At 63.7% G+C, this 22622-nt stretch carries 18 protein-coding genes and 1 pseudogene; 15 read left to right on the forward strand and 4 right to left on the reverse strand.

The annotated features are described in order from the left end of the window. Positions 1–224: 224 nt before the first annotated feature. The 9 genes and pseudogenes from Q0Q02_RS18550 to Q0Q02_RS18590 form a co-directional block, all read left to right on the forward strand. Positions 225–566: pseudogene (locus tag Q0Q02_RS18550) on the forward strand (efflux RND transporter permease subunit); the annotation flags it as partial. 234 nt (positions 567–800) lie between these two features. Next, a complete protein-coding gene (locus Q0Q02_RS18555) occupies positions 801–1040 on the forward strand; it encodes a type II toxin-antitoxin system VapB family antitoxin (RefSeq protein WP_367275044.1) in 240 nt (79 codons plus the stop codon). A 360-nt stretch (positions 1041–1400) separates the two neighbouring features. Beyond that, positions 1401–1811 carry a MucR family transcriptional regulator gene (locus Q0Q02_RS18560; RefSeq protein ID WP_293811578.1) on the forward strand — a complete coding sequence of 137 codons (411 nt, stop codon included), beginning with the start codon at positions 1401–1403 and terminating at the stop codon, positions 1809–1811. A 112-nt stretch (positions 1812–1923) separates the two neighbouring features. Continuing rightward, positions 1924–2703 (forward strand): metallophosphoesterase, encoded by a 780-nt coding sequence (locus Q0Q02_RS18565; RefSeq protein ID WP_293811580.1) that lies wholly within the window; start codon positions 1924–1926, stop codon positions 2701–2703. Positions 2704–2942: 239 nt separating this feature from the next. Further along, positions 2943–3833 (forward strand): 3'-5' exonuclease, encoded by an 891-nt coding sequence (locus Q0Q02_RS18570; protein WP_293811606.1) that lies wholly within the window; start codon positions 2943–2945, stop codon positions 3831–3833. Between the two features lie 321 nt (positions 3834–4154). Beyond that, positions 4155–6224 carry an ATP-dependent helicase gene (locus Q0Q02_RS18575; RefSeq protein WP_293811582.1) on the forward strand — a complete coding sequence of 690 codons (2070 nt, stop codon included), beginning with the start codon at positions 4155–4157 and terminating at the stop codon, positions 6222–6224. Next, positions 6221–6514: a hypothetical protein gene (locus Q0Q02_RS18580; protein ID WP_293811584.1), complete on the forward strand. Its 294-nt coding sequence runs from the start codon at positions 6221–6223 to the stop codon at positions 6512–6514. Before Q0Q02_RS18575 ends, Q0Q02_RS18580 begins: the two co-directional genes overlap by 4 nt. A 14-nt stretch (positions 6515–6528) precedes the next feature. Next, entirely contained in the window at positions 6529–6774 is a 246-nt protein-coding gene (locus Q0Q02_RS18585) for a hypothetical protein (RefSeq protein ID WP_293811586.1), read from the forward strand. Between the two features lie 385 nt (positions 6775–7159). Then, positions 7160–8647, forward strand: coding sequence for an AAA family ATPase (locus Q0Q02_RS18590; RefSeq protein WP_293811608.1), 1488 nt, complete (start codon positions 7160–7162; stop codon positions 8645–8647). Between the two features lie 165 nt (positions 8648–8812). Here the strand turns inward: Q0Q02_RS18590 and Q0Q02_RS18595 are convergent, their stop codons facing one another. Both Q0Q02_RS18595 and Q0Q02_RS18600 read right to left on the reverse strand, forming a co-directional pair. Beyond that, on the reverse strand, positions 8813–10063 hold the full coding sequence (locus Q0Q02_RS18595; RefSeq protein ID WP_293811588.1) for a hypothetical protein: 1251 nt from the start codon (positions 10061–10063) through the stop codon (positions 8813–8815). Between the two features lie 185 nt (positions 10064–10248). Then, a complete protein-coding gene (locus Q0Q02_RS18600; protein ID WP_293811590.1) occupies positions 10249–13971 on the reverse strand; it encodes a vitamin B12-dependent ribonucleotide reductase in 3723 nt (1240 codons plus the stop codon). Between the two features lie 816 nt (positions 13972–14787). Here Q0Q02_RS18600 and Q0Q02_RS18605 point away from each other — a divergent pair. Together Q0Q02_RS18605 and Q0Q02_RS18610 are read left to right on the forward strand one after the other, a co-directional pair. After that, the gene (locus tag Q0Q02_RS18605) at positions 14788–15198 is read left to right on the forward strand and encodes an NADH:ubiquinone oxidoreductase subunit NDUFA12 (protein ID WP_293811592.1); all 411 of its coding nucleotides are present in this window, start codon (positions 14788–14790) and stop codon (positions 15196–15198) included. Positions 15199–15437: 239 nt separating this feature from the next. Next, positions 15438–16025: a DUF2155 domain-containing protein gene (locus tag Q0Q02_RS18610; RefSeq protein WP_293811610.1), complete on the forward strand. Its 588-nt coding sequence runs from the start codon at positions 15438–15440 to the stop codon at positions 16023–16025. A 24-nt stretch (positions 16026–16049) separates the two neighbouring features. Here Q0Q02_RS18610 and aat read toward each other — a convergent pair whose 3' ends face one another. Both aat and gyrA read right to left on the reverse strand, forming a co-directional pair. Continuing rightward, positions 16050–16670: a leucyl/phenylalanyl-tRNA--protein transferase gene (gene aat, locus Q0Q02_RS18615; protein ID WP_293811611.1), complete on the reverse strand. Its 621-nt coding sequence runs from the start codon at positions 16668–16670 to the stop codon at positions 16050–16052. 411 nt (positions 16671–17081) lie between these two features. After that, entirely contained in the window at positions 17082–19886 is a 2805-nt protein-coding gene (gene gyrA, locus Q0Q02_RS18620; protein ID WP_293811594.1) for a DNA gyrase subunit A, read from the reverse strand. Between the two features lie 6 nt (positions 19887–19892). Here gyrA and Q0Q02_RS18625 point away from each other — a divergent pair, with 6 nt between their 5' ends. The 4 genes from Q0Q02_RS18625 to Q0Q02_RS18640 all read left to right on the forward strand — a co-directional run bounded on the left by Q0Q02_RS18625 (position 19893) and on the right by Q0Q02_RS18640 (position 22572). After that, on the forward strand, positions 19893–20066 hold the full coding sequence (locus Q0Q02_RS18625; RefSeq protein ID WP_293811596.1) for a hypothetical protein: 174 nt from the start codon (positions 19893–19895) through the stop codon (positions 20064–20066). Positions 20067–20097: 31 nt separating this feature from the next. Continuing rightward, entirely contained in the window at positions 20098–20730 is a 633-nt protein-coding gene (locus Q0Q02_RS18630) for a MarC family protein (RefSeq protein ID WP_293811598.1), read from the forward strand. A gap of 379 nt (positions 20731–21109) precedes the next feature. Further along, entirely contained in the window at positions 21110–21367 is a 258-nt protein-coding gene (locus Q0Q02_RS18635) for an acyl carrier protein (protein WP_293811600.1), read from the forward strand. Next, complete coding sequence (locus Q0Q02_RS18640; RefSeq protein WP_293811602.1) at positions 21364–22572, forward strand: beta-ketoacyl synthase; 1209 nt, start codon at positions 21364–21366, stop codon at positions 22570–22572. Before Q0Q02_RS18635 ends, Q0Q02_RS18640 begins: the two co-directional genes overlap by 4 nt. Positions 22573–22622: the final 50 nt, after the last annotated feature.

Here is a 22622-nt window from a genome sequence, read left to right on the forward strand (position 1 = left end):
CTCGATGGAAAAATCCCCGCCTAACGGGTCACTTCTCGGCGGAAATCAACAGCGATGCGGCGGGCGGCCGGCTCCGGAGGTACCTTGTAGGTCAGCAGCAGCCACGCTTGAGTTACCATGGCTTAGTCAATATTGTAACGACCGTAACTTTGCAATGACGCACTTGCGATCGAGCTCGAATGCACCAATGGGAGCTCAGCATGACGGCCCGCGGCAACGAGGTGCGAGCACGCTGCGCGGCGCAGGGCACGGCCTTCACCCGCGCCGACCTGCATGAGGCGATCATGCTGGGAGCCGTCGAGCGCGTGCGACCGAAGATCATGACCGTGGTCGCGATCATGGCGGGACTGCTGCCGATCCTCTGGAACACCGGCACCGGCTCGGAGGTGATGCAGCGGATCGCCGTGCCGATGATCGGCGGCATGGTCTCCTCGACCGTGCTGACGCTGCTGGTGATCCCGGCGATCTACGGCCTGGTCAAGGGCTGGCGGCTGCCGTCGGCGTCGACGGCCGAGAAGGTCAGTGCATTACCGGTTTCAGCGCATCTCGCTTCGGGCGCCGAATGAGGGAGAAGCCAACATGCACGACATGATGAGCGGTATGGGCTGGGGGATGATGGGCTTTATGGGCTTGGTCGGCCTAGCAATCCTGCTGTTGGTGATCGCCGCACTCGTGAAATACGTGTTCTTCCGGTGAAGGCTATTTCGGCGTCACCAACGAGCGACAAGGATCGGAACCTAGCCGCGCGGGATTGAGAAAGCGAGCCTCGGTTTGGCGGCTATCCTGAAAGGACGCCTTCCATCCCTCTGCATATCAAGGATCCGGAGGTCGATAGGTTGTTCGCGGAACTGGTCAGCCTTACCGGGACCTCCAAGGGGGAGGCCGTGAAAACCGCGCTCGGGCACGAGATTGCCCGTCAAAAGGGCAATCTCCCGATGCGCGTTCGGCTTGCCAGGGCCCTCTCTATGGCGCGGGCGTCAGGGCTGTTTGCGCCCGACGATCACAAGCGCGAAACCAATGAGATGTGGGGCGAGGACTGATAGTCCGTGGCTCGCTGACCTTCGGTAGTTCCTGCGCCACGGCCGATGCGGCCGTTGGCGCCTAGGGCACCGGCACATCCCCGATCACACCTTGAAGCGTCGGGTCGCATCAATGGAGTTGGTCTAGGCCCTCAACGACTGGTCGCCATTCTTCGACGCTCATTTACTCTAGCAGCCGATCCGCCGCCAGAATCGTCCTGTATTGAAGGTGATTGTTGGCGCGCTGCGGCAACGGAATAGATCACAGCCGCTTGTTATAACCACAATTGCGAGTCGAAAATTGACCGGTTTGGACTGGAGCCATAAAAGTCAGCTGCGAATCGAGATAAATACTGCACGCCCAACAGCGGGAGATCACCAATGTCAGAAACCAACGGCGAAATCATCGATCTCGTTGCCCACATCGTATCGGCCTACGTATCGAACAATAGTGTTCCGGCGTCGGAGCTTCCTGCGCTGATCGCCACCACTCATTCGGCAATCACGGGCTTGGGCAAAGAGCCGCCGGCGCCGATGCCGGCCGAGAAGCCCGCGCCGGCAGTCTCGATCAAGAAGTCGATCACGGCCGACTTCCTGATCTGCCTTGAGGACGGAAAAAAGTTCAAATCGCTGAAGCGTCACCTGCGGACGGCCTACAACATGACGCCGGAAGAGTACCGCTCTAAGTGGGGTCTGCCGAACGACTATCCGATGGTCGCCCCGGCCTATGCGGAGGCCCGTTCGCAGCTCGCTAAGACGATAGGCCTCGGTCAGCAGCGTCGGAAGCGCTGAGGGGGAGTCAACCAGCCACTGCCCAAGTGGCTCGGTCGCCCGAGCGTGTACAGCTCGCCAATAATCGCAGCGGCCGCCACCCACATTTCCGGAATAGTGTAGGCTGACGTGCATGCTCCACACCTACGCCATCGGTGACGTCCACGGTCGCTCTGACCTCCTTCAAGCCGTTATCGCTTTCTGCGAGGAGGACGCGGCTTACAGAGGTGGCGCACCGCGCATCATCTTCCTTGGCGATATTGTCGACCGTGGCCGAGATGCTAGGGGGTGTCTCGAGATTGTCGGTCGCGCCCTGGCCGACCATCCTGCCTCAATCTTTCTGCGTGGCAATCACGACGACTGGTTCCTCCGATTTCTGGAGAATGACCGGCGCCAGCTCCGCAGCTGGTTTCATGACGGCGGCAGGGAAACCATAGTCTCCTACTGCATCCTCGACATCGACGAAGCGCAGCGCTTCATTGTCAGACGGTATCCCGGCCACCTCGACCTGCTCCGCCGATCCGTTTTCATGGTCGAGGACGGCCCATTTCTATTTGCCCATGCTGGTGTTAGGCCCGGCGTCGCTCTAGAGAGCCAATCGCCTGATGATTTGATGTGGATCCGCGAGCCATTTCTCGATCATCAGGGAAAGCTGCCGCGGGTCATCGTCCACGGGCACTCGGTTATGGACCTTCCTCGACCAGTGGTCACCGAGAATAGGATATCTCTGGACACGGGAGCTTGCAGGACGGGTCGGTTGTCGATCCTCGCGATAGATCAGGCGAAACAGGAGCTATCGTTCTTCCAAACCGATGGTGACAGCCGATCGATCGTCGAAGTCGACCCTCTGAAGCAGGACCGCGGGCGTGGCACGCTTTTGGACGATCTGTCCTGGCTAGCGCCCCAGCCATGATTTGACGCATCGGGAGGTATTCCATCACAGCGGTCAACAGGGGCGACTTGAACTAAAGCGTCAACCGCGCTGCCAGGCATTATCGTCCCCAGAGAAGAAGGTCGGTCCGTGATGACGAAAGCAGCAAGGGCTCAGCCTTGAAGAGCGCCTCAAGCCAGTTTGATCTGTTCGACGACGCACCCGGCTACAGGGAAGCACCTAGACCTGCGCCGCGAAAGCGCGGAGCCAATGCGCCGTCGCTGCCAGCAGATTGGAATGAGGAAGAAGCTGCGCAGCGGCTGGAGCAGGGCGGTCGCTACAGGATTCTGCGCAAACTCGTGCCGCGCGCAGTCATCCCGCGAGCGGAGAGCGCGTTTCCAAACCTCGCGGTTCTGGTCGACACGGAGACGACAGGCCTCAATCACGCCAAGGACGAGATCATCGAAATTGGCGCAGTCGCCTTCACCTATGATGACGCAGGTGTGATCGGCGACGTCGTGGGAATCTATAGCGGCCTGCGTCAGCCCTCGGACCCGATCCCAGCGGAGATTACGCGGCTGACCGGTATCAGCGACGAGATGGTCGCCGGTCTTCAGATCGATGTCGCAGCGCTGGATGCTCTGATCGAGCCTGCCGATCTCGTGATCGCCCATAATGCAGCGTTCGACCGGCCATTCTGCGAAAAGCTCTCGCCAGCCTTCGCGTCGAAAGCCTGGGCGTGTTCCGTCAAGGAGATCTTGTGGGCGGATCTTGGCTTCGAGGGAAACAAGCTCGGATACCTCGTGGGCCAATCTGGCCTGTTCCATGAGGGCCACCGTGCGACGGATGATTGCAACGCGCTGTTAGAGGTATTGGCGAGGCCGGCCGGGGAGGGTGGCGCGCCACCATTCTCGCAGCTCTTACGCTCAAGCGAGCGTAGCCGCGTCCGCATCTATGCGGAGAACGCGCCGTTCGACATGAAGGACCACCTCAAGGGCAGAGGCTATCGCTGGTCGGATGGAAGCGACGGCAGGCCGAGAGCCTGGTGGATCGAGATAGATGATGAGCTCGAAGAAGATGAGCTTCGCTATCTCCGCACCGAGATTTATGGCTGGGAGGGCGCGGAACCGCTGATCCAGCGGCTTACGGCGCTCGATCGATATCGCGCCTAGCCGGCGGTCATTCAGGTGGGCGCAGAGGTGTGAATTTCGCCTCGGAGCTTGACTCCTCGAAGGCATTCGTTCTCATAATGTTCTCATTCTTGAGGACGCAACCATGCCGCCAGTCGTGCTGAAACAGGCGCCTGCTCCAAAGCCTATGGAGCAACAGATCGATTCCGTTTTAGCGGAATTCGACGGCGATGCTCGGGCGGCAATCGGAGCCTTGCTTCACAACCGTGATGAGCTCTTGCGAGATGCCGATCGGGCGGCCTCACTGGGCTTCCTTCGTGGTCGGTTCTCGGAGGGAGCGCGGCCGGTTCGGGAATTGAAGGCATGAACGCTGTCGCGCCGATCAGCTATCTCGACACGCTCAACCCGGCCCAGCGCCGCGCGGTGATCCATGGCGTCGGCGCGGTGGCTTCATCGCCCTTGCTTGTCATCGCGGGTGCCGGCTCGGGCAAGACCAACACGCTAGCCCATCGAGTCGCCCATCTCATGGTCAGCGGCGCCGATCCGCGGCGGATCCTGCTGATGACATTCTCGCGGCGCGCGGCTTCCGAAATGGCAAAGCGCGTCGAGCGGATCGCCCGGAAGGTGCTCGGCGATGGTGCCGGTGTCCTCGCCGACGCGCTCACCTGGGCAGGCACCTTCCATGGCATCGGCGCACGGCTGCTGCGCGATTATGCCGAGCAGCTTGGCCTGGACCCCGCTTTCACGATCCATGACCGGGAGGATTCGGCCGACCAGATGAACCTGGTCCGGCACGAGCTCGGTTTCTCCAAGACAGAGTCGCGGTTTCCGACGAAGGGCACCTGCCTGGCGATCTATTCCCGCTGCGTGAACGCGGAGCTCCCAATCGAAGACGTTCTGCGCCTGTCCTACCCCTGGTGCGCCACCTGGGCGGCCGAGCTGAAAGAGCTCTTCGCAGCCTATGTCGAAGCCAAGCAGAGCCAGAACGTCCTGGATTATGACGACCTGCTGCTCTACTGGGCCCAGGCCGTGACCGATCCCGATATTGCGGCGGACATCGGTGCCCGCTTCGACCACGTGATGGTCGACGAGTATCAGGACACGAACCGGCTCCAGTCCTCGATCCTACTCGCGCTCAAGCCTGATGGCCTTGGCCTGACGGTCGTCGGCGACGATGCCCAATCGATCTATTCGTTCCGCGCCGCGACAGTCCGCAACATCCTCGACTTCCCGGCTGCTTTCGTGCCGCCGGCCGAAATCATCACGCTCGATCAGAACTACCGCTCGACCAGCGCCATCCTGTCGGCTGCGAATGCCGTTATCGATCTGGCCGCCGAGCGTTTCACCAAGAACCTCTGGACTGATCGCGCGACCGGAACGCCGCCGCAGCTCGTGCATGTTCGGGACGAGGCAGATCAGGCGCGTTTCATTGCCGAGAAGGTGTTGGAGAACCGCGAAGGTGGATCGACGCTAAAGCAGCAGGCCGTCCTGTTCCGAGCCTCGCACCACAGTGGCCCGCTCGAAATCGAGCTCACTCGTCGGAACATTCCGTTCGTCAAATTCGGCGGTCTGAAATTCCTCGATAGCGCCCATATCAAGGACCTGCTGGCGCTGCTGCGGTTCGTCGAGAACCCGCGTGACAAGGTCTCTGGCTTCCGGGTGCTGCAGCTCTTACCTGGCGTCGGCCCGACGTCGGCGCAGCTCGTCCTTGAGCATGTTGCGCAGGCCTCGGCGCCCCTCGAAGCACTGGAGAACGCTCCGGCTCCGCCGCGGGCTGGCGACGACTGGTCGTCGTTCGTCGGTGCGGTAGGTGAGCTGCGCACCGGCACGGCGGGTTGGCCGGCCGAGATTGAGCTTGCTCGCCGCTGGTACGAGCCCCACTTGGAGCGGATCCATGAGGACGCCAGCACCAGGCAAGCCGATCTCGTGCAGCTCGAACAGATCGCGGGCGGATATCCGTCGCGCGAGCGCTTCCTGACCGAATTGACGCTCGATCCCCCAGACGCGACCAGCGATCAGGCCGGCGTACCGCATCTCGACGAGGACTATCTCATCCTGTCGACGATCCATTCGGCAAAAGGGCAGGAATGGAAATCAGTCTTCGTCATGAACACGGTCGACGGCTGCATCCCGATCGACCTCGGCGCCGGCGCTCGCGATGAGATCGAGGAAGAGCGCCGGCTGCTCTATGTCGCGATGACGCGAGCGAAGGACGACCTGCACCTCGTCGTGCCGCAGCGCTTCTTCACTCATGGTCAATCCGCGACGGGCGACCGTCATGTCTATGCCAACCGGACACGCTTCATTCCGAACGCGCTGCTCGACCAGTTCGAGCGGATGGCCTGGCCCATCGCGGTGGCAGACGCGCAGCGAATGCCGTCAGGCGGGCCGAAGGTCGACGTCAGGGCCAAGATGCGGGGCATGTGGCGATGACCGGACATTGGCCGCACCAGGTCGAGATCAACCCGGACAGGACGACCGCGGCCGAACGCCTTCGCCGGATCGAGGCATGGTGCACCGATTGGCAAATCGGCTTCCGCGTTCTCGGCACGATGACCGAGGACCTGATCCGGGTCGCTTTCGAAGAAGCGCGGTTTGCGCGCGCCTTCCACGCTCATTTCGGCGGTGTCATAGCGCCGGCCGAAGAACTCGACATGGCTTTGGCTGCAGATGCCGTGGATGTCGACTTGTATGATCGGCTCGCAGGCGAATACCCTGACTAGGGAGGGACAGCGCCATGGCGGATGTGGTCAGGGTTGGATCAAGCGTTCCGCGCATTCCGATCCGTCGAGCCGACGACTTGGTCGAGCGGATCGAGGCGCTGAAGAACGAAGCGGTCAACCGCGGCTTTGGTACGCTGGCCTATTTCCTCGATACGGCGTTGATTGAGGCCAGGCTGCAGGAACAGCACATCATCGACGACACGGCTATCGCGCGAGCCAAACCCGAGGAGGTCTGGCGCTATGCCGAGGATCGGGATTGAGGGCCGCGCTGACCAAGCTGCCGCCTACTCAGATGTTACAAAATTCCACGGCCTCACAGCGCCGATTGTGTTGAAAAAGTCCGGCTGGCGTGAAACTCGTCCGACCCAGACTCTCGCCGTAGAAGAAAATTCTTCCTGCTTTAGGAAATGGCCCACTAGGGCGGTGCCAGCAATCCGTGGAGAGACGAAATTTCTGCGTTTGAGCCGGGTAATTTCGCGCCAAGTATTGCAGCGGACTTTTCCAACACAGTCCGCCAATAGCTGACCTTCACGCTTTGCCCGAACGCGGACGTCAGTGGCTTTGGGGCAAGATGAACGAGAACGCTGCCGACCTCGTGGCTCGGCACCTGGCGACACATCATCTGGGTGAAAAGCTCACGCCTGGCTGGAGTATGGGACGCGCCATTCGCCAGCAGCGCAGTGCCCATATTGCGCGCAAGGTACGGTTGGTTTGCCGTTGGTCTCTGCGTATCGAGCGTTTTTCAGCGAGGCCTTCAAGCAGCTCAAAGAGCGGATCGACAAGGTTTCGAACATACTCGATCAGCTTACGTCCGCGGCGCTCGAAGAGCGGATTCGGATCAATGATGCCGAGTACGCATATTGGGCCAAGGTTTGCGATCTGCCATCGCCGCCCGGCCTCAGCGCAATGCACCAGGAACTCATAGGTGCGGCGCTCTCTCGGTTGAAGGCGGTCGTCAGCATCAAGCGCGGCAACCCTTTGGAAGCGTGCGGGTTTGGCGATGACAGCGAAAAAATCGAGCGGGCTCTTGGGTTGCTCGCCGCTTACAATCAGCAGGTGAGCGAAAGCAACGCTGTCATCGAGGCTGCTCGCGCCGAAACGGATGAGGCCGATGTACATCGCGTCGAGAACGTGCATCTGAAATGGTTGGCAATGGAGGAGAAGGCGAGCGAGCCGGTTAAGTCAGCTGTCGCTGCCTACTCGGTCGCTGAGACCAGATTTGAAGCGATCCGGGGAGAGAAGTCTACCGCTCAGGTGGCGTTGAAATCATACACCCAGACGACGATGGATGCCCGCCAAGCCGCGGTAAACGATCTGCTGAGCGATTTCGGGACGAGCTTCCGGATCGTAGATGCGAAAACCAGCTTTGCTGGTCGCGAGCCTAACACCGAATTTGCCTTGGAACTCGGTACCCATAAAGTCAGAGCGGGGGACAAGTCGGCGACTCAGCCAAGCTTCAAGACAGTGCTCAGCAGCGGCGATAAGACGACGCTCGCATTGGCCTTCTTCATCGCGCAGATCGAAGCGGATCTCGATCTGAAGGACGCGGTGGTCATTTTCGACGACCCATTCAATAGCCAGGACATGGATCGGCAGTTTCAAACCACCAGCCATATCCGGTCCGTCTGCGAGAAGGCATGTCAGACGCTCGTACTTTCCCATGATCCACGCTTCCTGCAACTGATCGAAAAGAACGGTCGTCATCTTCCGTTGCGGACCTTCCAGCTACGGAGCAACGAGGCGGGAGAAGGGACCCTCGCTGCATGGAGCAGCGATGATGAGCTCAAGTCCCTGTATTTGCAGCAGTCGCAGGCGATACGTGAGTTTGCCTCGCACCAGAATTTGTTGCCTGGACTAACACTCAACAACGTCCATCAATCCATCCGGCCATTCCTGGAGGATTATCTGCGGCTTCGCTTCCCGGGGCGGTTCCCAGATCAGTGCTTCATTTCTGACATGGCTATCGAAATTCAAAAGGCTGGGCCTAGTGATCCTATGGCGGCTCACGTGAGCGACCTTTTTGCCCTGAATGAGTACACACGACCGAATATGCATGGCGGCGGGACAAGCCCGCAGCCGGGCGAGCTACGAGCACATTGCAGGAAGGTCGTGGCTCTCGTCGGGAGCTATTAGGTTCGATTGCCAGACTGAAACTGGACACCGCATAGTTCCTCTTGCGAGTGGCGCATTGCTCCACAAGGCCCTTGTTTGACCCGGCTATGCCATCGGTGCGATCTGCAGCATCGACCTCGCCGCGCCTCCCGCCCGCCGGATGGGGGTCTCCGCGGCGCCGGCGGTTCAGCTCTCGAACAGGCGACGCCGGATCGTCGGGTTGATTGGAGGGCGCAATTCCATTGTTGGATCCAGGCGCGCCGCCTCAAGCTCCGCCTCGGTCACGGCAAAGGGCAGGAAACTGCCGTCGAGCCGTCGTAGCGAGGTGAAGAAGCGACCGTCGTCCGTCATGACGCTGGCGGGATCCTGCTGGGTGTAGAAGCCCAGCATATGGGCCCGGCGCTGCGGATCGTCGTGCTTGGCGAGATAGGGGTCCCAGTGGCGCGGACTGCCGAGCCGGGCGACGACCGCACGCAGTGGCGTGTTCCAGAAATAGTCGACCCAGGCCGCGCTCGGATCGCGGACCGTCTGGTCGTAGAAGATCTGGCCAACAAGCTCCGAGAACTGCCGTGGGTGAAGTGCGTTTCCGTCGAGATAGGCGTAGCGCTGTGTCAGGAAGCGGCCGTGGATGCCGCCGTCGAACAGGCAAATCAGGCCGACGCTGTTGCTGCGCAAGGCAATGCCGGCCAGCATTGCATTGTCGATCAGGTCGAAGGCGCCGATGCGCTGATCCCGCTCGTCGATCCTGAAGCGGTAGAGCGTGTAGGGCGCTTCATAAAATAACTGCGGAACGGGCGGATCATCTCGGTGGCAGGCGACCATGCCCTTGCCCGTCGTGAAGCAGCGCAGAACCATCCCGCAAAAGCGCTGGCCCTCCAGTACCTCGGTCGGCAGGATCCGCCCCGGTGCCGGATCGTCGCGCTGGCGATGGTCCTGTGCCGAATGGCTCTTGCGCGCTAGCAGCCAATGGATCTTGCCGAGCCAGAACGCCAGTACGGCGTCATCCACCCGGGCCAGCGCGGCATAGGGGTCGGGATGCGTGAAAGCCGGAGCGAGCCGGCTCTCGATCGCTCCGAAGCGCTGATTGTTGCAGCGGGCGCAAATTCCGATCTTCACGCTGCGATAGCGCTTATCAATGAAGTTGGGGATGGTCAGACGCTGATTCAGCAGGTCGTGCTTCTGCTGCAGCCAGAGCGGGATGATATGCTCCGCGGTATGGACGTATCGCTGCGCTGACCGGCCGCAAAGCGGGCAGTGCGTGGCAATGTCGCGCAGGCGCTGCACATCGCCGATCATGCGAAGCGACATGGCCGGATCGTCCCCGTTGAACCTCCACCCGGTTATGGGCCAACTCCGGCTGCGGGGTACACAACCAATTTTAGCCGCCCGAAACCGGACACCCCCACAATCTGCTAAGGGCCAGCCGCGGGCGTTCAAAGGCACGCTCGGGCATCTCAATTGAAGAATCAAGAAGGCCGGCGGATGTCCGCCGGCCTTCTCACTGGGTCCCTCGGCATCCGATTTCTCGCATGCCGGTGCCAATCTATGTGCTTCCCGGTGTCACACTAGCGCTTCGAGGTGCCAAATTTTCTGCGCCTGAGACTTCACAGCCCGGACGCTGCTTACGAGCACCCGGTCGTTGAACCGCAGGTGTTGCACTTCAGGCAGGTGCCGTTGCGGACCAGCGTGAAGTTGCCGCACTCGCCGCACGAGTCGCCGACATAGCCCTTCATGATCGCCTCGGCCCGGCGCTCCGACTGGGTCGGCTGGACTGCCGGCGCTGAGAAGCCGAGCTTGGCCATCTCCGCCTCGCCATAGGCCTCCGGCTCCTCCTTCAGGGCCGTTGCGCCAGCCGTGGCCAGAGCCGTCACCGTGGAGGCCGAGCGGGCGACCGCATCATTCGCCGCGCCGCCGCCCTGGATGGCAAGCAGGTTGATCGGCTTGCCGCGGCGGAAGCCGGTGGAGGCGAGGGGGGTCGTCACGATCGGAACCGCATCCGGCGCCTTATCCTGGCCGACGCCGCTGCCCATCACGTCATGGCCGATCTCGCTCGGGTCGACATGGGCGAGGTCGTTGCGGCCGAGATAGGAGATCGCGAGCTCCCGGAAGACGTAGTCGAGGATCGAGGTCGCGTTCTTGATCGACTGGTTGCCGGCGACGAAGCCCGAAGGCTCGAAGCGGGTGAAGGTGAAGGCCTCGACATACTCCTCCAGCGGCACGCCGTATTGCAGGCCGAGCGAGACCGCGATGGCGAAGTTGTTCATCATCGCCCGGAAGGCCGCGCCCTCCTTGTGCATGTCGATGAAGATCTCGCCGAGGCGCCCGTCCGAATACTCGCCGGTGTGGACATAGACCTTGTGCCCGCCGACGGTGGCCTTCTGGATGTAGCCGGTGCGGCGATCCGGCATCTTCTCGCGCTCGCGCTTGCGCTCGATGCGCTCGACGATGCGTTCGACGATCTTCTCCGAGATCTGCGTGGCCCGCGCCGCCATCGGCTGGGCGACCAGCGTCTCGACGGCGTCGTCGGCGTCGTCGTCCTCATCCGAGATCAGTGCCGAGTTCAGCGGCTGCGAGAGCTTGGAGCCGTCGCGGTAGAGGGCGTTCGCCTTCAGCGCCAGCTTCCAGGAGAGCATATAGGCGCTCTTGCAGTCCTCGACCGTCGCCTCGTTCGGCATGTTGATGGTCTTGGAGATCGCGCCCGAGATGAAGGGCTGCGCCGCCGCCATCATGCGGATATGGCTCTCGACCGAGAGATAGCGCTTGCCGATGCGGCCGCAGGGATTGGCGCAATCGAAGACGTTGTAGTGCTCGGTCTTCAGGTGCGGGGCGCCTTCCAGGGTCATCGCGCCGCAGACATGGACGTTGGCGGCCTCGATCTCGGCCTTGCTGAAGCCGAGGAAGGGCAGGAGCTCGAACGACATGTCGTTGAGCTTCTCGGCCGGGACCTTGAGCGTGCCGGTGAGGAAATCCTCGCCCAGCGTCCACTTGTTGAAGACGAACTTGATGTCGAAGGCGCTCTTCAAGCCCTTCTCGACCGCCTCGATCTTCTCGTCGGTGAAGCCCTTGGCGCGCAGCGTCGAGGGATTGATGCCCGGCGCCTGCTTCATCGAGCCATGGCCGACGGCATAGGCCTCGATCTCGGCGATATCGGCCTCGCGGTAGCCGAGCGCACGCAGCGCATCGGGAACGGCGCGGTTGATGATCTTGAAGTAGCCGCCGCCGGCGAGCTTCTTGAACTTCACCAGGGCGAAGTCGGGCTCGATGCCGGTGGTGTCGCAATCCATGACGAGGCCGATCGTGCCGGTCGGCGCGATCACGGTCGCCTGGGCGTTGCGATAGCCGTAGCGCTTGCCCTGCTCGAGCGCCTCGTCCCAGACGATGCGCGAGCGCTCCGCCATGGTGACGGCCGAGCCGCCGAGGCGGGCCAGCGTGGCGTGGTCGAGCGGAACCGGGGTGACGCTCAGGCCTTCATAGCCGTCGGCGAGGCCATGGGCCGCGGTGCGGTGGTTGCGGATGACGCGCAGCATGTGGCTGGCGTTCTTCTTGTAGCCGGGGAAGGGGCCGAGCTCGCCGGCCATCTCGGCCGAGGTCGCATAGGCGACGCCGGTCATGATCGCGGTCAGCGCACCGGCGAGAGCGCGGCCCTCGTCTGAGTCGTAGCCGAGGCCCATGGTCATCAGCAGGCCGCCGATATTGGCGTAGCCGAGGCCGAGCGTGCGGTACTCGTAGGAGAGCTCGGCGATCTCGCGGCTCGGGAACTGCGCCATCGTCACCGAGATTTCGAGCACGACGGTCCAGAGCCGGCAGAGATGCTCATAGGCCGCGACGTCGAAGCTCTTGGTTTCGGTATCGTAGAACTGCAGCAGGTTGGCCGAAGCCAGGTTGCAGGCGGTGTCGTCGAGGAACATGTACTCGGAGCACGGGTTGGACGCCCGGATCCGGCCGGAAGCCGGGCAGGTGTGCCAGTCGTTCATCGTCGAGTTGAAGTGCAGGCCCGGATCGGCCGAAGCCCAGGCGGCGTAGCCGATCTTCTCCCAGAGGTCGCGCGCCTTCAGGGTCTTGAGGACCTTGCCGGTGGTGCGGCCGGTGAGATTCCAGTCGCTATCCGTTTCGACGGCGCGGAGGAACTCGTCGGTCAGCGAGACCGAGTTGTTCGAGTTCTGGCCGGAGACGGTGAGATAAGCGTCTGAATCCCAGTCGGTGTCATAGGTGTCGAAGGAGATGTCCTTGTAGCCCTGCTTGGCGAACTGGATGACGCGCTTGATGTAGTTGTCCGGCACCAGCGCCTTGCGGGCGAGCTTGATCTCGCGCTTCAGCGCCGGGTTCTTCTCGGGGTCGAAGCAGGAATCGGCGTCGCCTTCGCAGTTCACGCAGGCCTTGAGCACGGCCTTCATGTGCTTCTTGACGGTCTTGGAGCCGGTGACGAGGGCGGCGACCTTCTGCTCTTCCTTCACCTTCCAGTCGATATAGGCCTCGATATCCGGATGGTCGGCATCGACCACGACCATCTTGGCGGCGCGGCGGGTGGTGCCGCCCGACTTGATGGCGCCGGCGGCGCGGTCGCCGATCTTGAGGAAGGACATCAGGCCGGAGGACTTGCCGCCGCCGGCGAGCTTCTCGCCTTCGCCGCGCAGCATCGAGAAATTCGAGCCGGTGCCGGAGCCGTACTTGAACAGGCGGGCCTCACGGACCCAGAGATCCATGATGCCGCCCTCGTTGACGAGGTCGTCCTGCACGCCCTGGATGAAGCAGGCATGCGGCTGCGGGTGCTCGTAGCTCGACTTCGACTTGACCAGCTTGCCGGTCTTGAAGTCGACGTAGAAATGGCCCTGGCTCGGGCCGTCGATGCCATAGGCCCAGTGCAGGCCGGTATTGAACCATTGCGGCGAGTTCGGCGCGACGCGCTGGGTGGCGAGCATGAAGCGCAATTCGTCATGGAAGGCGGCGGCATCCTCCTCGGAGGAGAAATAGCCACCCTTCCAGCCCCAATAGGTCCAGCAGCCGGCGAGGCGATCGAAGACCTGCTTGGACGAGATCTCGGAGCCGTAGCGCTCGCCCTCGGGCAATTCGGCGAGAGCGGCCTCGTCGGCGACCGAACGCCAGAGGAAGGAGGGGACGTCGTTTTCCTCGAACTTCTTCAGGCGCGCGGGCACGCCGGCCTTGCGGAAATACTTCTGCGCGAGCACGTCGCTCGCGACCTGCGACCAGGTCTCGGGAACCTCGATGCCTTCCAGCCGGAAGACGACGGAGCCGTCTGGGTTCTTGATCTCGCTGACGGCCGATCGGAACGGAATCGCGGAATAGGGCGACTGTCCGGCGGTGGTGTAGCGGCGCTCGATGCGCATGATCTTCGTCCCTTGATCTGCCGCGGGCCCGCTTTGCGAAGCCACGCGCGGCCGGTTGATCACCGGCTCCTGATGTCAGCCCAAACTCGGTTCGATGCCCTGTGGGATCTCCGCGGTGTCGCCCCGCCGATGGTCCCGGACGCGCCCAAAATGTCCGCGCAAATCCGTTCGCTTCCACTGTTGATGGCGGATGCGGCGGCAGGCCCGGAGCACTCTGGAAAACTAGGGTTTCGCAGTCATCCAGAGGGGGTGCCGCCGGCCGTCATGCGATGGTCAAAATCTAGTGCAGGTACCGGTCGGGCGTCAAGGAATAGTGTCCCGCGATCCCTGTGGACACGACATCTGGTAGGGATATGTGGGTTATGGGGATAAGTTGCAAGGTCTCCGCTAAGCCCCGGAAATCACCGGGGAATCGGACACGCGTCGGCAAGATTGCCACAGTTCCGGAGGAAGCGCAGTCCTTAAAATCCCTGCTATTCATGGTTGACGATTGGTGAAACCGGTGCGTTCGGCCGCCTGCCGGGAGCACCGCTTTCAAAGCTGCCCGGAAGTCGCTGATCTCGGGCGATTTCCTTGAGGGCGTCGTCTTCGCAGCCATCCCAAATCGTGGCCGAATCGGGGCGGGCGACACACGGGCGCCGGTCTGTCGGCCGGGCTCGGGCCACGCCGGTGACCGAGGCTGCGCCCGGTGCGATGCGGGGAGGCGGAAACATCGCGCCGTTTCAGCGCGGCCGGGCCATCGCGGACTGGACAGCCGGCGGTGCCGGAGCCATAAGTCGCGCAATTGTTTTGCACCGCGCGCACGGACTGAGGACGATGAAGAACTGGCTGCTGCAGATCTTCACCTGGTGGAACGGCCAGACGATCGGGACGCGTTTCCACACCTGGCGCTTCGGCGAGCGGGTGGGCGAGGACGAGTTCGGCAATATCTATTACCGCACCAAGGGTGGGGTGAAGGACAAGGCGCTCGGCTTCCAGCGCCGCTGGGTGATCTACAAGGGCGATGCGGAGGCCTCCAAGGTGCCGCCGGGCTGGAACGGCTGGCTGCATCACACCGTCGATGTCGCGCCCTCCGAGGAAAGCTACCAGCCGCGCGAATGGCAGCAGCCGCACCAGCAGAACTGGACCGGCACCGCGCTGGCCTATCGCCCGCAGGGCTCGACCCTGGCCGAGGGCGAGCGCCCGGCCGCGACTGGCGACTACGAGGCCTGGACGCCCGGCCGCTGAGGCAGGCAGGACGTCTTGCGATCGATCGGGCCGCTCCTTTCGGGGCGGCCTTTTTGCTGTCAGCCGGGACGCCGGCCCGCGTACCCCAAGGTTTTGGGGGCGCCGCCCTTTTTCCGCTGCCTTTGCCGTGTTACTGCGCGCCATCGCGGTTCTTCCGCGCCGTCGAAGAGATTCGCGCACGCATGCCGTCGTATTTTCGTTTCCCGATCCTGGCAGGCCTCACCTCGAGCGCGCTGGCGATGCTGGCGGCCACCGGGCCCGCGCAGGCTGATCGCATCCGCAATCCCACCGCGGTCTTCGCCGGGCTCGACAAGATCACCGGCCGCATCATCTCCTTCGAGGTGGCGATCGACGAGACTGTGCAGTTCGGCGCCCTTCAGCTGACGCCGCGCGTCTGCTGGACGCGCCCGCCGACCGAGGCGCCGCAGACCGACGCCTTCGTCGAGGTCGACGAGGTCACGGTCAAGAACGAGTACCGGCGCATCTTCACCGGCTGGATGTATGCGGCGAGCCCCGGCCTGCATGGCGTCGAGCACGCGATCTACGATGCCTGGCTGACCGATTGCAAAGGCGGAACAGAACTCGTCGTCGATCCCAAGGAGCCGGAGGCGCCGCCGCCGGCGGAGGACCCGCGCAAGCCGCGCACGCCGCCGCGTGACCCCAACCAGCCGCTGTCCGGGCAGCAGCCCGCGTTACCGCCGCCGGGCGGGCGCATCGACGTCGAGCCGCCGCGCGGCGTGCCGGTGCAGCCGCAGCGGCCGAGCCAGCGCTTCTTCCCGACCAATCCGACGCCTGGACGCGATCCGGCTGCCGGCGGCGGCGCCTGACCCTGCGGGCTTGTGGCCCGCGGTTCAGAGCTGAGCCAGAATCTCGCGGCCGCTGATCGGGGCAGAAGCCGGCAAGGCGTGCCAGTTGCCCTGGCGGCGCAGCGCTTCGTCGAGCAGGTGGCGATAATCGTCGCGCGGAATCTCGATCGTGCCGAACTGCGCGAGATGGCCGGTCTGGAACTGCGTGTCGAGCAAGCCGTAACCGCCCCGTTTCAGCCGGGCGATGAGGTGGACCAGCGCGACCTTCGAGGCGTCGGTCTCGTGGTGGAACATGCTCTCGCCGAAGAAGGCGCCGCCCAGCGACAGCCCGTAGAGGCCGCCGACGAGCCGGCCCTCGCGCCAGCATTCGACCGTATGGACATGGCCGAGCGCGAAGAGTTCGCCGAAGATCTCGCGGATGCGTGCGTTGATCCAGGTCTCGGTGCGGTCCGGTTTGGCCTCGGCGCAGGACGCGATGACGGCGTCGAAGGCGCTGTCGACCCTGACCTCGAACCGGTCGGAGCGCACGGTGCGGGCGAGCCGTGACGAGAGATGGAAGCGGTCGAGCGGGATGATGCCGCGCAATTCCGGCTCGACCCAGAACAGGCTGGGATCGTCGGCGCTCTCCGCCATCGGGAAGATGCCGGCGGCATAGGCGCGCAGCATGATCTCCGGCGTGATCGCGGGGGAACGGACGGGCACGGAACGAGCCTTCATGGCCGGATGGGAGCGCGGGACGGAGCTTGAGTCAAACGAAGGCTGCCTGGCCCGTCGTCATTGCGAGGAGCGAAGCGACGAAGCAATCCAGGGGGCGTAGCGCTCTGCCGCCCGTGGATTGCTTCGCTGCGCTCGCGATGACGATTGGTGCTGAGGTTGTGCAAGGGAGCCTCAGCGTCTTCCCGGATAAGCTGCTAAGCGGCGCCGATCCGGAAGCCATCGTAGGGCGATGCGCTCTACGATGGATTCCGGGGCAAGCCCGGAATGACGACGAGGTTCAGTGCGAACCTGGTGCCCCGCTGCGTGGGGCGCCATGGCTTCAGGCATCGCCTGAAGCCATGGCCGCAAGAGGCTGACAGATCAGCCTTCCGTGCTCTCGCCGTCCGGCGCCTCATCCCCGGCGTCGCCGTCCTCGCCGCCCTCGCCATCGTCGTTGATGCACTCGACCGAGACGACCTTCTCGTCCTTGGCGGTGTTGAACACCGTCACACCTTGCGTCGAGCGTCCGGCGATGCGGATGCGGTTGTCCGAGCCAGCATCGACCGGCACGCGGATGAGCTGACCGCCATCGGTGACCAGCATGAGCTGGTCGCTGTCGAGGGCCGGGAAGGAGGCGACGAGCTTGCCGTTGCGGTCGTTGACGACCATGGCGACGATACCCTTGCCGCCGCGCCCGGTGACCCGGTACTCGAAGGACGAGGTGCGCTTGCCGTAGCCGCGTTCCGAGACCGTCAGGATGAACTGATTGGCAGCATCCATTTCCGCGTAGCGTTCGAGGCCAAGCTCGATGTCGCCTGCGGCGGCCTCTTCGGCATCCACATTCTCGACCACGGGTTCGGTCGTATCCTCGCCCTCAGCGCCGGCGGCCCGACGCATGATCGCGGCCCGCTTGAGATAAGCGGCGCGCTCGTCAGGCGTGGCGTCGAGATGGCGCAGGATCGCCAGCGAGATGACCTTGTCGTCCTTGGCCAGGTTGATGCCGCGCACGCCGGTCGAGTCCCGGCCCTTGAACACGCGCACCTCCGGCACCGCGAAGCGGATGCACTGGCCGTCGGCCGTGGTCAGCAGCACGTCGTCGTTCTCGGTGCAGATTTGCACGTCGACGATATGGTCGCCCTCATCGAGCTTCATCGCGATCTTGCCGGCGCGGTTGACGTTGACGAAGTCGGAGAGCTTGTTGCGGCGCACGCCACCTGAGGCGGTGGCGAACATCACGTCGAGCGTTTCCCAGCTCGCCTCGTCCTCCGGCAGCGGCATGATCGTGGTGATGCGCTCGCCGGCCTCGATCGGCAGCATGTTGACCAGTGCCTTGCCGCGGGCGTTCGGCGCCGAGAGCGGCAGGCGCCAGACCTTCTCCTTGTAGACCTGGCCTTCCGAGGAGAAGAACAGCACCGGGGTATGCGTGTTGGCGACGAAGAGGCGGGCGACGAAATCCTCGTCCTTGGTCGCCATGCCGGAGCGACCTTTGCCGCCGCGGCGCTGCGCCCGATAGGTCGAGAGCGGCACGCGCTTGATGTAGCCGCCATGGCTGACGGTGACGACCATGTCCTCGCGGGCGATCAGGTCCTCGTCGTCGAGGTCGGAGCCCCAGTCCTGGATCTCGGTGCGGCGCGGCGTGGCGAAGGCATTCCTGACCTCGGCAAGCTCGGCCTTGACGATCGACTGGATGCGAGCGCGCGAGCGCAGGATGTCGAGATAATCCGCGATCTCCTTGGCGAGCTTCTCCAGCTCGTCGCCGATCTCGTCGCGGCCCAGCGCGGTGAGGCGGGACAGGCGCAGTTCGAGGATCGCCTTGGCCTGCGCGTCGGAGAGCCGGTAGGTGCCGTCCGGATTCATCGGGTGGCGCGGATCGTCGACCAGCGCGATCAGCGGGGCGATGTCGTCGGCCGGCCAGTCGCGCGCCATCAGCGATTCATGCGCGGCGGCAGGGGTCGGCGCGGTGCGGATCAGGCGGATGACCTCGTCGATATTGGCGACGGCGGTGGCGAGGCCGCAAAGCACATGGGCGCGCTCGCGGGCCTTGTTGAGCAGGTAGCGCGTGCGCCGCGAGACGACGAGTTCGCGGAACTCGACGAAGGCGGTGATGAAGTCCCTGAGGTTCAGCACTTCCGGGCGGCCGCCGTTCAGCGCCACCATGTTGGCGCCGAAGGAGGTCTGCAGCGGGGTGAAGCGGTAGAGCTGGTTCAGCACGACATCGGCGACGGCATCGCGCTTGATCTCGATGACGACGCGCACGCCCTCGCGGCTGGATTCGTCGCGCAGGTCCGAGATGCCCTCGATACGCTTCTCGCGCACGAGATCGGCGATCTTCTCGACCATCGTCGCCTTGTTCACCTGATAGGGGATCTCGGTGACGACGATCGCCTCGCGCTCCTTGCGCATCTCCTCGATATGCGTCTTCGAGCGCATCACGATCGAGCCGCGGCCGGTGTGATAGGCGGCATGAATGCCGCTGCGGCCCATGATCGAGGCGCCGGTCGGGAAGTCCGGGCCGGGGACGATCTCGATCAGCTCGTCGATCGTGATCTCGGGATTGTCGATGAAGGCCGTGCAGGCATCGATGACCTCGCCGAGATTATGCGGCGGGATGTTCGTGGCCATGCCGACCGCGATGCCGCCGGCGCCGTTGACGAGGAGGTTGGGATAGCGCGCCGGCAGGACCGTCGGCTCATGTTCCTTGCCGTCGTAGTTCGGCTGGAAATCGACCGTGTCGAGGTCGAGGTCCTCGAGCAGGGGGATCGCCGCCTTGTCGAGGCGCGCCTCGGTGTAACGGTCGGCGGCTGGGCTATCGCCGTCCATCGAGCCGAAATTGCCCTGTCCGTCGATCAGCGGCAGGCGCAGCGAGAAGTCCTGCGCCATGCGCACCAGCGCATCATAGACCGCGAGATTGCCGTGCGGATGGTACTTACCCATCGTGTCGCCGACGATGCGGGCGCATTTGGTGTAGGGCCGCTCGGGCAGGTTCTTGTTCTCGTGCATCGAGAACAGGATGCGGCGGTGGACCGGCTTCAGGCCGTCGCGGACATCGGGCAGAGCGCGGCTCACGATCACGCTCATGGCGTAATCGAGATAGCTCTTCTTCATCTCGTCGGTGATCGCGATCGGCTTGATGTCGCCGCCCAAGTCCGGGGCTCCGTCGCGCTTGTCGTCGGTATCGTCGCTCAAGGGGAAATGTCCCGATTCCTGCTGGTTTTTCAGCCTTCTGGCTATCCGATTCCGGCGGGAGAAGCCAGCGAAAGCGGGCGCTGTCCAAGTAAAAATAACATCAATGAATACAGCGGCTTATTGGCATTTTTCGATAGTGCTGCGAAGCGCCGCCATATTCCGGCCTTTCTTGGTGCGTGACGACGGGCTTTCGGCATGCTGATGTGGCGTCATGTTCGTCGAATTCGCCACTGCCGCGCTTGTCACCATGCTGGTGACGCTCGACCCGCCGGGGCTTGCGCCGATCTTTCTCTCGCTCACGCGCGGGATGTCGGAAAGCGAGCGCAAGCAGGTCGCGATCCGCGCCTCGATCATCGCCTTCTGCATCATGGCCTTCTTTGCGGTGGCGGGCGATGTCGTGCTGAAGGCGCTCGGCGTCTCGCTGCCGGCCTTCCGCATCGCGGGCGGGCTGCTGCTGTTCTGGATCGCCTTCGAGATGGTGTTCGAGCGCCGGACCGAGCGCAAGCAGCAGACGGCTGAGACCGCGATCACGCAGGATCATATCCGCAATGTCGCGGCCTTCCCGCTGGCGATCCCGCTGATGGCGGGGCCGGGCGCGCTGACCGCGATGATCCTGCTCGCCGGCCGGGCCCATGGCGACCCGCTGCTGCTGGTCACGCTCGCGGTGATCTGCGGGCTGGTGGTTCTGTCCTGCCTCCTGGTCTTCCTGGGCGCGACGCCGATCGCAAAGCTTCTGGGTGTCACCGGCAATATCGTGCTCACCCGCCTGCTCGGCGTGGTGCTGGCGGCGCTGGCCGTGCAGTTCGTGATCGACGGGATCAAGGCTGCGGCGCTGGGCAGCTAGATCGAACCGTCTCGCGTCGGGCACAGAGCGACGATCCGCTGGTTTCGACATTCAGGTGTGCTTCCATCAAATTGTGATGCTCGCGACACGGAATGTCGGGATGTGCTTTGCGGGAAGCCGTCCGTCGTTAATGACGGACGATCCTTGGATCGGCCTTTCTATCTGATATTGCTGTCATTTTTTGCTGCGGCGCGCATTCTCGCTTGGCCGCCGGAGCGATGGCCGAATTGGCACGAAACCTGCCCCTGCATCCGCACACGGAACAGGTCGTGCGGGAAGCGGCATCGGCGTCGATCGGTGGCGCTTGCCTCGCCCGGCAAGGACAAGACCCGTTCGATCGACGAAATGGCCGCCCGCGGCGCCGTTATGCAGGTTTTCAATGCAAAATATTGATATCGTAAGAGAAATCGTGGCGGGGCAGATCAGTCGCGACCCCTCCGAGATCACGGAGCAGACCAACCTGGAGGAGGCGGGGTACGATTCCCTGGATGTCCTGGAGACGATCTTCGCCATCGAAGAGCGCTTCAAGGTCCGCGTTCCCTTCGATGCTAACGATCCCAAGCTCAAGGAGATGAAGACGGTCGGCGATATCGCGCGCATCGTCGAAGAGGCTATAGGCCAGCGGGCGCCGGCGTGAGGCGCATTGCCGTTACGGGCCTTGGCGCCGTCTCGCCGGCGGGATTGACCATGGAGGCGACCTGGCAGCGCGTCGTTGCCGGGGAGACCGCGATCGGGCCGCTGGTGCTGCCGCGCACGGACAGCCCTCCCTGTCCGATCGCCGCGCAGGTCCAGGGCTTCGATGCCAGTGCCCATTTCACGGCCAAGCAGCTGGGAGCGCTCGATCGCATCGCGCAGTTCGCGGTCGTCGCCGCACGGGAAGCGGTCGCGGATGCGGGCTTCGAACAGGGCGACCCGACGCTTGCCGAGGCGGACGTGATCATCGGCGTCGGCGTCGGCGGGATGAACACGCTGGATGACAGCTTCCACCGGATCTATGGCGAGCAAGCCCGCGGGGTGCACCCGCTCACGATCCCCAAGCTGATGGCCAATGCGCCGGCGAGCCAGATCTCGATGGATCTCGGCCTGCATGGCAACACGTTCGCGGTGGCGAGCGCCTGCGCTTCGGGAACACATGCGATCGGTCTGGCCTATCGTTCCATCCTGCACGGCGATTGCGACGTCGCCCTTGCCGGAGGTGCCGAAGCCTGCATCACGAACGGCACGCTGGTCGCCTGGAACGCGCTGCGGATTCTGTCGCGCGATACCTGCCGGCCGTTCTCGCGCAACCGCAGCGGCCTGGTGATCGGCGAGGGAAGCGCGATCCTGGTCCTTGAGGAATGGGAACGGGCGGTGGCGCGCGGCGCACGCATCTATGCCGAGCTCGTCGGCTTCGCCGGCAATGCCGATGCCGGGGACCTGACCTCTCCCGACCAGCACGGCGCCGAGATGGCGATGCGGCGCGCCATGGCCAATGCGGGCATCGCGCCGGATAGCGTCGACTACATCAATGCCCACGGTACAGGGACCCTGATGAACGACGCCATCGAGAGCCGGGCCATCCGCGCGATCTTCCCTGCGGAAAGCCTGCCCCTGGTCTCGTCCACGAAGGGCGTGCTCGGCCATGGCTTGGGTGCCGCCGGGGCGATCGAGGCGCTGGTCACGACACTCGCGCTGCATCACCAGATCGTCCCCCCGACCGCCAACTGCACCGAGCCGGACGAAGAATGCGGCCTTGATGTCGTGCCTGAAGGCGCCCGACAGGTTGCCCTGCGGCATGCGCTGTCGAACTCGTTCGCCTTCGGCGGACTGAATGCGGTGCTGGCATTCCGGCGCCACGCCTAGGCTCAGGACCTATTAAATAGGTTGCGTGGTTGGGCGCTGATTGATTCCAT

The organism is uncultured Allobosea sp. (assembly GCF_945956895.1).
Taxonomy (GTDB): domain Bacteria; phylum Pseudomonadota; class Alphaproteobacteria; order Rhizobiales; family Beijerinckiaceae; genus Allobosea.